An 11,743-nucleotide genomic window follows, 5' to 3' on the forward strand; every position below is an offset into this window, starting at 1 on the left:
TATTTCTTGTACTCATTTTACCTTTATATCGATATTTTTACCAAAAACGCTTACAATGCTCTTTGCACTGCTATTGACTGGGGATGAAATGATATGTATGGTGGACTGTGTGAATAATAATCCTTACGCGAAGAGGTGCCATATGAAGATAGTATTCCTGGATAGAAAGACAATCGGAGAAGACATAGATCTCTCTCCCTTTAAGGAGTTTGGAGAACTGGTGATCTATGATTACTCTTCTCCGGAGGAAGCGGCTATAAGAACCGCTGACGCAGACGTGATAGTATTAAATAAGGTCCCAGTAAACAGACAGACTATAGGAAATGCTGAGCATTTAAAGCTTGTATGCGTCACAGCTACCGGTATCAATAACCTGGATCTGGATTATCTGGATGAGAGGGGGATCGCTTGGAGAAATGTAGCGGGCTATTCCACAGAATCTGTGGCCCAGCACACCTTTGCCATGCTTTTTTATCTCCTTGAGAATATGGATTATTATGACAGATATGTCAAGTCCGGAGGCTATGCCGGGGACTATATGTTTACCCATTTTGAAAGACACTACCATGAGCTTAGCGGCATGAATTGGGGCATCATAGGTCTTGGCAATATTGGAAGGAGGGTAGCTGATCTGGCCAAAGCCTTTGGCTGCAAAGTCTCCTACTACTCCACCTCAGGCAAAAATCATAACCCTGATCATGAGGAAAAGAGCCTGGAAGAGCTCCTTAGAGATTCAGATATAATCTCAATACATGCTCCTCTTAATGCTGATACCAAATATCTTATAAATGCAGATACCCTGGCCCTGATGAAGAAATCTGCCATTCTGCTGAACCTGGGAAGGGGTCCCATCATCAATGAGGCAGATCTGGCAGATGCTCTGACTGACGGCACCATCGCAGCAGCAGGTCTTGATGTACTCTCGGTAGAGCCCATAGCAGCTGACAATCCTCTGATGACTATCAAGGACAGCTCCCGACTTCTCATCACTCCCCACATAGCCTGGGCCAGTGTGGAAGCCAGGACGCGCCTTATGAAGATCATTGAAGGACAGATCAGGGAGTATCTGGCTGCTAATTCCTAAAGACAGTGCTATCAAAGCTTCTAAAAATTAGAATTATATTTCATAATTTCTCTGCTTTCAAATGTGGAAACTATTATTAATTATTAGTTTCTATAGCGCTGAATACCATGATGTTCAGCGCTTTTCTTTTTTTATGTTTTTTAATACTATAAATCATATTCTCTATAAAAAAATTTCTCTTTTTCAGCAATATAGCATTAATTTTAGGCAATACTATCCGATATACAAGTCGCAACTATAAATATAGCACATGAGGAAAAGTAGAATGAGTAATAAAGAAAACTCCGCAAATAACAAGGTCGGATTGTTCCACTCTATCAGCTTCCAGACTACAGTCCTTAACCTGATCATCCTGATCATGTTTGTCGTCTTCGCTGTGTTTAACCTTAGCTCCATGACAAGCATCAAGGACTATGCCGTTACTTCGCTGGATGTCTCCTCTGAGACTCTGCTCACTCTGGGCAATATGAAGGCCAATGTGAGCACAGCGGTTTCTGACGTTAGTGCCCTGGCCAGGATCTGTACCCAGGAAGATACTGCGGATGCCATCAAGATGAGAAATGCATCCAATTACCGTCTGGAGATTGAAAGTCTCTATAACAAGCTCCCCAGCCAGGAAGCATATCTTAGAGACAATTCTCTTTGGGAGATGTTCGCTCCCGGTAAGGCAGCTGTTGAAGATGCTTCCGCCAAGATCGAAACCTATTTTACCGATGTGTTTAAAATACTGGACCTGGTAGAAGCAGGCGATTATCAGGCAGCCTTTGATCTGCTTGATGGTCAGTATCAGTCAGATATGTCTGACGCTCAGACTTCCATCAAGGTTATGGAAGATGACGTTATCATCGTGGTAGACCGTGTAAGTCCTGCGGTTGAAGCCAGACTTTCCAGTGCCTACACCCTGTCAATCATCATTTCAATCATTGTTGCTCTCCTTATCCTGGTTTCTCTTGCCTTTACTAACTTTACTCTTGTTAACAAGATCAAACATATCACAGGCGAGATTGGCGGTATCGTTAATGCCATTGATGAAGGACACGGAGATCTGTCCAAGCGTCTTGATACCAAGACCAACAACGAGCTGAGCCTGATCGTAAATGGCTTCAACTCATTCATGAATACCCTTCAGTCTATTATCGGCAAGGTTAAGGACGGCACAGTTGTCCTTGAGCAGTCCTCCTCAAATGTATCTCAGAGAATCAACGAAGTATCAGGTAATATCATGAATACCTCTGCTGCCATGGAAGAGCTGTCCGCTACTATGGACTCTGTATCTACCATCACTCAGGAACTGAACAACAGGATGAATGATGTAGACAAGGCTACAGAGGATATCCGTAATCAGGCAAGAGAAGGTCTGGATACCGCCGGACAGATCAAGGAAAGTGCAGAGACTATCAAGGCAGATACCGCTTCCCGTAAGGACGGCGCCAAAGCCAAGGTTGAAACTCTCTCCGCTACTCTCGAACAGTCAGTAAGAGATTCCGAAAAGGTATCCCAGATCAACGGCCTCACAGCCAATATCATGGAGATTGCATCTCGTACCAACCTTTTGTCTCTCAATGCTTCTATCGAGGCAGCAAGAGCAGGTGAAGCAGGTAAGGGCTTTGCTGTCGTTGCTGAAGAGATCGGCGAACTGGCTGCAAATTCCCACCAGACAGCCGGCAATATCCAGTCTATCTCCAACGAAGTGACCAGTGCCGTGCAGGCTCTGTCAGAAAATGCTACTCAGGTTATTGAATTTATCAACTCCACTGTACTGTCGGATTATGATACCTTCGGTACTCTGGGTGATGATTATATGGAAACATCACGAACCGTCTCCGATATGGTCCAGACCTTCACAAACAAAGCTGACATACTATCCGAGACCATGGCCAAGATGATCGAAGATATCAACTCTATCTCCGAATCCATTGATGAGTCTTCCAAGGCCATCACAATGTCTGCAGAGAATTCACAGGAGATTGTTAACGAGATCTCTGATATCAGTTCTGCTGTTAAGACCAATACGGACGTATCTGACGATCTGACATCTTCAGTATCCATGTTTAATTAATCATAGCTACTGAAATCATCAGATTCGCAGCATTCAAGAAAGGAACGAGATCATATTATGAAAAAACTCATTGCTCTGGTTCTTACAGGCGTAATACTCCTTACAGGTTGTGCCAAGGGAGGCGGCGGCAAAGCCTTTAACGTTCCCGAAGGAGAAGTTCAGGCTGATTCCGCCTATTATAGCAAGGCTGATCTAAACTCTCTTAAAGACAAGAAGATCGGTATCACCATCCAGTCTCTGGATAACGCATACTGGGCAGGTGTCATGGGCGGACTGGAAGAGGTCCTGACCAAATATCAGGCTAATTATAAGCTGGTAGCCTGCGATCAGAATGTGGATACACAGATCGGACAGATAGAAAACTTCATCACAGATAACTACGACTTTATCCTGGTACATGCAGCAGATAAGAACGCTATTGAAGATCTCTGCGGCCAGGCAAGAAGTAAGGGTATCAAGGTTATGTGCTGGGATGATACCATGACAAATTCCGATGTTAACTGGATCCTGGACAATATGTCACTGGGAATTGAGATTGGTAAGCTTGCAGGCGATTTTATCAATGAGCATTATGACGCATCCAATAAAGCTAAGGTATGCTTCATTGGATATGACGCCCTGGAAGTACTCCTGGACAGAGGAAATGGAATAAAGAAGGGAATGGAAGATGTGGCCGGCGGCAAGTTTGAGATCGTAGCAGAGGTTGACGGACTTAATCCTGATCAGGCTCAGGCCGCTATGGATCAGGTACTCAAGGAAACACCTGACTGCAATATCGCAGTAGGTATCGGATCCGGTGCTATGATAGGTGCCAATGAGTCCTATATGAACTTCTACAATTCACAGATTCCTGAAGAAGTTGGCGTCATCACTACGGACGTTACCAAGAGACAGCTCAATGCCATCCTCTCCGATGAGGCCTGCAGAGGCATCATTGGTTTTGAAGGCTCAGACGTTGATACAGGTAATGCAGCAGCTGCCATGATCGCACTGGTACTGGCTGATCAGCAGGGCTCACACAACGTATTCAGAGGTTTCAGCCCTATCACTGCTGATAACGTTAATGCTATCCTTAGTAATATGAAATGATCTTTATCATAGCGGCGCTTTTGATAATATGTACCCTCCTTACTGGTTTGTCCAGTAAAGAGGGTACATAACAGTCTGCTTTAGGGTTTTTGGTGTAAGATGGCTGCTGCCTGTAAAACGCTGCCGTTCTTCGATCATAGGGTGAATTCTGCAAAGCCTTCATCCCTGTCATTATCATCAGCCATAATAGATAGCACTGCTTCATCCTCCTGCTGGGCAAGAGGGTCCTTGGCATAGGAAAATTCGTCCGATGACAGGAGTGCTTCTACATCAAGTCCCGGATGCTGATAAAGTATATCAAGTAGCTCTATAAAATCCCTGATCACCTCTCTGGGCGTGATATGACTGTCAGCTCCTATCCTGCCATATTCTATCCTGATAAATACCGCCAGGTCTTCATCCGAGAGCTGTAAATCCCAGTCGTAGAGCCTCTTATGAATATCTGCAAGCTTATCGCACAGTACCAGCATCTCTTCTGCTGTAAGGGGCTCTAAGAGGATAACCGGAGCCAGCATATCCCTGAGCCTTTCCCCAGAGAACTTGCCCTGAGACAGCCTGGACCTTAGTGCTTCATAGCTGTACACACCTCTTCTTTGATCTTCGATAGCCTGAGGCGTGCCGCACATGATAAAGCCCAGATACCTGGCCTTGCCCTGAAGAGTGTCATTATAGATCGTGAGTATCTTCTCATAATTGTACTGCCTTGTGATGGCATTAGGAATCTTATAGATGTTGACCAGCTCATCTATCATCACCATCAGTCCGCTATAACCTGCCTGCTTAAAAAAGTAGGCAAAGAGCTTCATATATTCATACCAATCATCATCAGTCACTATTATGCCTACGCCAAGCTCTCTTTTGGCTTCGGTCTTATTGACATATTCACCCCTGAACCACTTGATAACAGCAGCCTTTAATGCTTCATCCCCCTCTGCATAGGACCTGTAATATATGGTCAGGATCCTGGCAAAGTCAAAGCCATGTACCAGGTCGTTCATAGAGGAGATCACCTGAAATATACGTTTCTCTACCTGCGCAGTAAAAGAAGGGTTATCACTGGGAACTCCTTCCATTATTAGTGCGGAGGATACTCCCTGAATCCATTTATCCAATATAAGGCTAAGGGCTCCTCCTTCAGGCCTGCTCTTCACAGACATATTCTGTATGAGCTCCTTGTAAGTGGCAAGGCCCTGGCCCTTGTTGCCATAAAGCCTTCTCTCAGGGGAAAGGTCTGCATCCATTACCACAAAGCCCCTGTCCATCACATAATTACGGATAGTCTGGATAAGAAAGCTCTTACCGCTTCCGTACCTGCCTTCTATAAATCTGCAGGAGGCTCCTCCCTCTGATATGATATCCACGTCATGAAGAAGAGCATCTATCTCATTCTTCCTGCCTACTGTTATATACGGAAGCCCGATCCTGGGCACTACGCCGCCCTTTAAGGACTGGATCACACTGCTTGCTATTCTCTTTGGTATCACTCTGTTATTGGTATCCAAAATAAAGTATCCTCTTTTTTCTCCGGAACATGTTATAGTAATTATAGCAGTTTTAATTCATCATATTACATATCTTAGCTTTTTAAATTCTTTTTTTCAACATATAAAGGAGCCTTTTGTGAACGTATTTGACAGATATGCACCCTTTATCCAGGACTTTATATATGAGAACAGCTGGGAGTCCTTAAGAGCTATCCAGGTTGCTGCAGGCGATGCAATATTTAATACAGATGATAATCTTCTGCTGTGTGCTTCCACAGCTTCGGGCAAGACGGAGGCTGCTTTCTTTCCCATACTCACCTTATTAAGCGAGGATCCTCCCGCATCTGTGGGTGCTATTTATATAGGGCCTTTAAAGGCCCTGATCAATGACCAGTTCTCCCGCCTCACAGATCTCTGCGACAGAGCCCAGATACCGGTATGGCACTGGCACGGGGATGTGAATCAGTCTCACAAGAACAAGCTATTAAAATCACCCTCCGGCATCCTGCAGATCACACCCGAATCCCTGGAAGCTCTTATGCTGCACAAGCACGGAGATATTGCCAGGCTATTTGGGGACCTTCGCTTCATTGTAATAGATGAAGTGCATTCCCTGATGAGAGGAGACAGGGGCGGCCAGACGCTCTGCCTCATAGAGAGGCTCTGTCGCATGGCAGGTGCTAGTCCCAGGCGTATAGGGCTGTCCGCCACCATAGGAGATCTGGAATCCACAGGGCGCTTTTTGTCCTCCGGCTCCGGCAGAGGCTGCGTGATCCCCAAGATAGATATAAAGGGGCAGACCTGGCGATTGTCCATGGAGCACTTCTATATCCAAGGCCCCCAGGCAGGTGAAGCTCCCGGCAAGAGTAAGAGAGCTGTGGAAATGGAAGAAGGCGGAGATATCATAGACGGAGTGATCCAGTCTCCTCCAACAGAGGATGCATCGCCTCTCCCAGTCCTTGCTCCCGCCACAGATAAAGCTCCAAAGTCTGCAGATCCCGGTATGGGATATATATTTGAACACACCAGAGACAAGAAATGCCTGGTATTTTGCAATTCAAGAGAAGAGGCAGAAGCTGTCACCACTACCCTTCGCGGCTACTGTGAAGCCAGGAAGGAAAAGGACCGCTTCCTCATCCATCATGGCAACCTGTCCGCTTCCTATCGCCAGACTGCTGAGGAAGAGATGAAGGATGAAGATTCATATCTTACCACTGTGACAACCGCTACTTTGGAACTGGGCATAGATATAGGACGCCTTGAGAGGGCATTTCAGATAGATGCGCCCTTTACCGTCTCCTCTTTTCTCCAGAGGATGGGCAGGACAGGCCGAAGAGAGCTGCCTCCGGAGATGTGGTTTGTATTTCGTGAAGATGAGCCTGAGGCCAGGGCCATGCTCCCTGAGACCGTGCCATGGAAGCTGATCCAGGGTATAGCGCTTGTCCAGGTATATCTGGAAGAGCGCTGGGTGGAACCCCCTGCCCTTGACAGACTCCCCTATTCCCTTCTCTATCACCAAACTATGTCCACCCTTGCTTCCGGCGGCGAGATGACCCCTGCTGAGCTGGCAGCCAGGATATTATCACTCTCATATTTTCATCGCATCAGTCAGGAGGATTTCAAGCTCCTGCTATTGCACCTTATAGATATAGATCATATCCAAAAGACTGAAAACGGCGGCCTTATCGTGGGGCTCTCCGGTGAAAGAGTGATCAATTCCTATAAATTCTATGCGGTATTCCAGGAGAATGTGGAATATACCGTAAGAAATGATTCCCAGGAACTGGGCACCATAGTTGCGCCACCTCCAATCGGTGAAAAGATTGCCATTGCAGGTGGCACCTGGCTAGTGGAGGATGTGGATCACAAGCGCCACAACGTATACTGCACAGCTGTCAAGGGGCAGGTACCGGCATACTTTGGCCAGTGCCCCGGGGATATCCATACTCATATTTTGGAGAGAATGAAGAAGGTGTTAGAGGAAGACAGGACATATCCCTATCTTATGCAAAATGCCCTTGCCAGGCTTTCACAAGGCAGAAAAGCCTGCAGGGCTGCGGCTATCACTGATAGACCCCTTGTATGCCTTGGCGGCAATATGTGGGCCCTTTTTCCCTGGCTTGGAAGCTACTCCTTCCTTGCTCTTGAGCGCTTTTTAAAAATCAGATGCGCCCCCCTTCTTGCCCTTAAAGGAATGGATTCCAGCAGGCCTTATTTCATGCAGTTTACCATGAAGGCATCAGAACAAGACTTCTATGAGATAGTTACAGAGGCGGCAGATATTCCTCTTGATCCCATGGAGCTCTTATATCCCGGTGAAGTTCCTGTTTTTGAAAAATATGACGAGATAGTCCCTCCCGACCTGGTGCGGAAGGGCTTTGCAATGAGTGTACTGGGTACTGATGAGATGCTTAAAAGAGTCAGATCCTGGAAAAAGTATATCAGCCATCATGCCTTGGATGCTCAGACACAATACCGATTGCCTTGACTATCTCCTGCACTACCATAGCATCGGAGGTACTGCTGCTCTCTTCCATCTGCATAAATATCTTACCCTTTTCTGTGGAGATATATTTAGGCGGAAGATGATTAAGTGCCAGAATGGCTATATCCCTTTTGCATACGTCACAGTGACAGCACTTGGGAAACATTTTCAGCACCTGATCTATCTTAGACTGTACCACTATCTCCATATAGTTTTGCAGATCCATATGCTTACCTCCACAGGATCACCATTAATATCCTACAAATCATATATCGGGTAAGATTTTATATAATTTAGTTTTTCTTTTTTATAAGTTAAACTCGCAAACGCTTCGCTTTTTGCTCGTTATAAAATCACTGCTGACGCAGTTCTACGGGTACGGGGCTTATAACCCCGCACCCGTAATCAAGATATTCCCACCACCTAAAGGTGGTGGGTTATCTTGATTATTTTATATATAAAAAGTCAATATATTAGCTTATTTCAGCTGCCAATAGTTAAAGTATTTGAGATAATGCATATACTGAGATAGGTTTCTCTCCTTTATTTTTATCAAGCATTAGTAAACGTAAAAATCCCCCAAAGAAGACTTTGTTTCCACTGTCTTCTTTGGGGGATCTGTCTGCAATAAAAGGATATAGCTGTCGAAAAGTTTATTTTGACACCTTATGACTTAACAACGATATTCAGGATCTTGCCCTTTACGTAGATGACCTTTACTACGTTCTTACCATCCATCGCCTTCTTAACGGTATCGATCTGCTGTGCCTTAGAAAGAGCGCTCTCCTGAGTGTCATCATCTGTAAGTCCCACTACGCCTCTTACCTTACCATTGACCTGCACACCAATCTCTACAACATCTTCCTTGCAGAGCTCTTCGCTGTACTGGGGCCATTTCTCATAAGCAAGGCTTCCTTCGTGACCAAGGAGTGACCAGAGCTCTTCTCCCATGTGAGGACATACGCAGGAGAACATCTTTACAAAGCCTTCTGCATAAGCCTTGGGACAGGTTCCCTTTGTAGCTTCGTTCATGAAGATCATCATCTGAGCAATAGCTGTATTAAAGCCCAGTGTCTCAAAGTCTCCGGTGATCTTTCTCACTGACTGATGATAGAGCCTTGTGAGACGATCAGGATCTTCCTCGCTGATGTGAGCAGGATCTGAAAAATAATTCCATACCTTGTTCACAAATCTCCTTGCACCTTCAACGCCTTGATCTGACCAGGGCTTGGATGCCTCAAGTGCTCCCATGAACATCTCGTAAAGGCGCAGGGTATCAGCACCATACTTCTCTACTATATCGCTGGGATTCACAACAAACTCAGGGAATCTCTTACCCATCTTGATGCCGTTGGCACCCAGGATCATGCCCTGATGTACCAGCTTCTTAAAGGGCTCGCTTACAGGAGAAAGGCCCTTCTTGTAGAGATATTTATTCCAGATCCTGGAATAGATCAGGTGTCCTACCGCATGCTCGGGACCGCCTACGTAGAGGTCTACGGGCATCCAGTGCTTAAGGAGCTCCTGATTTGCAAATTCTTTTTCATTATCAGGATCGATATATCTGAAATAGTACCAGGATGAACCTGCGGAACCGGGCATTGTAGAAGTCTCTCTTGTACCCTTTATGCCGTTATGTTCATACTGCTTCCACTCAGTAGCGTTATCAAGTGGAGCCTTGCCGTTCTTGCCCTTATAGTCCTCAAGCTCAGGAAGTACCAGAGGCAGCTCATCATCATCCAGTACATGGATCTGACCATCCTCCAGATATACTACAGGCATGGGCTCGCCCCAATATCTCTGTCTTGCAAAGATCCACTCACGGAAGCGGTAGTTTACAGTCTTTCTGGCTACGCCCATCTTTACCAGCTTATCTGTGATAGCTTCCTTGGCCTGTGCTACTGTCATGCCATTAAACTCTTCAGAGTTAACAAGTACAGGTCCTTCTACTCCAAGATACTCCTGCTTCTCAAAAGCCTTCTCTGAGATATCACCACCTGTGATGACTTCGATAAGAGGTAGCTTATGGAAGCTTGCATACTCATAGTCTCTCTGGTCATGAGCAGGAACTGCCATAACAGCACCTGTACCATATCCGCCCAGTACGAAATCACCGATATATACAGGCACTTCCTTGCCGTTAACAGGATTGATTGCGTAGATGCCTTCAAGAGGACAACCGGACTTACCCTTATTGAGCTCGGTACGGTCCATATCTGTCTTCTTCAGTGTCTCATTGATATATTCCTGGACAGCTTCCTTGTTCTGGATCCTGGGCATCAGTTCCTTTACAGTCTCTCCGTCAGGAGCCAATACCATGAAGGTGATACCATATATAGTTTCTATACAAGTAGTATAGATAGAGAACTCTCCGCCGCCTACGATCTTAAAGTCAACCTCTACACCTTCAGATCTTCCAATCCAGTTCTTCTGGATCTCCTTGGTAGATGTAGGCCAGTCGATCTCATCCAGTCCCTTAAGGAGATCTTCTGCAAAAGCCTGCTGGTCAATGACCCACTGCTTCATGTTCTTGCGGATAACAGGATAGCCACCTCTTTCAGACTTGCCATCTATTACTTCATCATTGGACAATACTGTTCCCAGCTCTTCACACCAGTTAACAGGCATATCTACATACTTGGCATAACCGTCCTTGTAGAGCTCTCTGAAGATCCACTGTGTCCAGTGATAAAACTTGGGATCGGAGGTCTTGACCATCTTGGACCAGTCATAGTCAAATCCCAGCTCTTTAAGCTGACCTGTAAAGGTCTCTATATTCTTCTCTGTAAATCCATCAGGATGATTACCTGTAGAAACCGCATACTGCTCAGCAGGCAGACCAAAAGAATCATATCCCATGGGATGAAGAACGTTGTATCCCTGCATCCTCTTCATTCTGGAAACAATATCAGTAGCTGTATAGCCTTCCGGATGTCCTGCGTGAAGACCTACTCCTGAAGGATAGGGAAACATATCCAGAACATAATATTTGGGCTTTGAAAAATCCCATACATCTGTCTTGAATGTCTGATTCTCTTCCCAGTATTTTTGCCATTTGGGTTCTATTTCTTTTGGCTTGTATTCCATGACTTACCTCCCTGCCGGTGCCTTTCATAAGGCCACAATATTAGCGATATTTTAGCAAATTACACAACTACTGTCAAAAAGAACTATATATTAATAAAGTAGTATGAAGTGAAAAGTTAAATTCCACTTCAAAGGGGGAAAAGTTGAAGTTACTCTTACACCTAATTCCACTTCATGTTATGTGGAATTTACTCTTACACTTAGGGCAGCGCTTCCTTCGGTAACGAGTGAACATCCCTGTGAGCCAGAGCACCAAGATTCAGTTCTTTGGAGGAGGCCGAGGTCTGGGGCAGAGCCCCAGGTTATGTTCATGTATCAGTACAGAATGTAGTGTCTTTCCTGCGTATAATGAATATCCGATAACGGTATGACTGTAACTCATGTTCAGTTCCCCGTTATCGGCGTAGACTTCGCACGCAGGAAAGCGAGCCTGTCAATAGGACCGTGGAATAAAC

The 11,743-nt window shown here is 45.5% G+C and carries 7 protein-coding genes; 4 read left to right on the forward strand and 3 right to left on the reverse strand.

Annotated features, from left to right (window positions below):
* The first annotated feature begins 142 nt into the window (after window positions 1-142).
* The 3 genes from G636_RS0112195 to G636_RS18480 all read left to right on the forward strand — a co-directional run bounded on the left by G636_RS0112195 (window position 143) and on the right by G636_RS18480 (window position 4,232).
* On the forward strand, window positions 143-1,084 hold the full coding sequence (locus G636_RS0112195) for a D-2-hydroxyacid dehydrogenase (RefSeq protein WP_026508277.1): 942 nt from the start codon (window positions 143-145) through the stop codon (window positions 1,082-1,084).
* A 265-nt stretch (window positions 1,085-1,349) separates the two neighbouring features.
* The gene (locus tag G636_RS0112200; protein ID WP_026508278.1) at window positions 1,350-3,143 is read left to right on the forward strand and encodes a methyl-accepting chemotaxis protein; all 1,794 of its coding nucleotides are present in this window, start codon (window positions 1,350-1,352) and stop codon (window positions 3,141-3,143) included.
* A 57-nt stretch (window positions 3,144-3,200) separates the two neighbouring features.
* On the forward strand, window positions 3,201-4,232 hold the full coding sequence (locus G636_RS18480) for a sugar ABC transporter substrate-binding protein (protein WP_051226976.1): 1,032 nt from the start codon (window positions 3,201-3,203) through the stop codon (window positions 4,230-4,232).
* A 134-nt stretch (window positions 4,233-4,366) separates the two neighbouring features.
* On the opposite strand, the gene G636_RS0112210 is transcribed toward G636_RS18480, so the two are convergent.
* Window positions 4,367-5,734 carry an ATP-binding protein gene (locus G636_RS0112210; protein WP_035779642.1) on the reverse strand — a complete coding sequence of 456 codons (1,368 nt, stop codon included), beginning with the start codon at window positions 5,732-5,734 and terminating at the stop codon, window positions 4,367-4,369.
* 118 nt (window positions 5,735-5,852) lie between these two features.
* On the opposite strand from G636_RS0112210, the gene G636_RS18485 reads away from it, so the two are divergent.
* Window positions 5,853-8,204, forward strand: coding sequence for a DEAD/DEAH box helicase (locus G636_RS18485; protein WP_051226978.1), 2,352 nt, complete (start codon window positions 5,853-5,855; stop codon window positions 8,202-8,204).
* On the opposite strand, the gene G636_RS0112220 is transcribed toward G636_RS18485, so the two are convergent.
* Both G636_RS0112220 and leuS read right to left on the reverse strand, forming a co-directional pair.
* Window positions 8,158-8,427, reverse strand: coding sequence for a late competence development ComFB family protein (locus G636_RS0112220; protein WP_026508280.1), 270 nt, complete (start codon window positions 8,425-8,427; stop codon window positions 8,158-8,160). The genes G636_RS18485 and G636_RS0112220 overlap by 47 nt on opposite strands.
* A 440-nt stretch (window positions 8,428-8,867) precedes the next feature.
* On the reverse strand, window positions 8,868-11,288 hold the full coding sequence (gene leuS, locus G636_RS0112225) for a leucine--tRNA ligase (protein WP_026508281.1): 2,421 nt from the start codon (window positions 11,286-11,288) through the stop codon (window positions 8,868-8,870).
* Between the last annotated feature and the right edge of the window lie 455 nt (window positions 11,289-11,743).

Origin of the sequence: Butyrivibrio sp. MC2013 (assembly GCF_000424585.1) — a bacterium.
Classification (GTDB): domain Bacteria; phylum Bacillota; class Clostridia; order Lachnospirales; family Lachnospiraceae; genus Butyrivibrio.

Coding starts and splice junctions, on each gene's coding strand:
- G636_RS0112195 (WP_026508277.1), top strand. CDS start 143: ATGAAGATAGTATTCCTGGATAGAAAGACAATCGGAGAAGACATAGAT.
- G636_RS0112200 (WP_026508278.1), top strand. CDS start 1,350: ATGAGTAATAAAGAAAACTCCGCAAATAACAAGGTCGGATTGTTCCAC.
- G636_RS18480 (WP_051226976.1), top strand. CDS start 3,201: ATGAAAAAACTCATTGCTCTGGTTCTTACAGGCGTAATACTCCTTACA.
- G636_RS0112220 (WP_026508280.1), bottom strand. CDS start 8,427: ATGGATCTGCAAAACTATATGGAGATAGTGGTACAGTCTAAGATAGAT.
- leuS (WP_026508281.1), bottom strand. CDS start 11,288: ATGGAATACAAGCCAAAAGAAATAGAACCCAAATGGCAAAAATACTGG.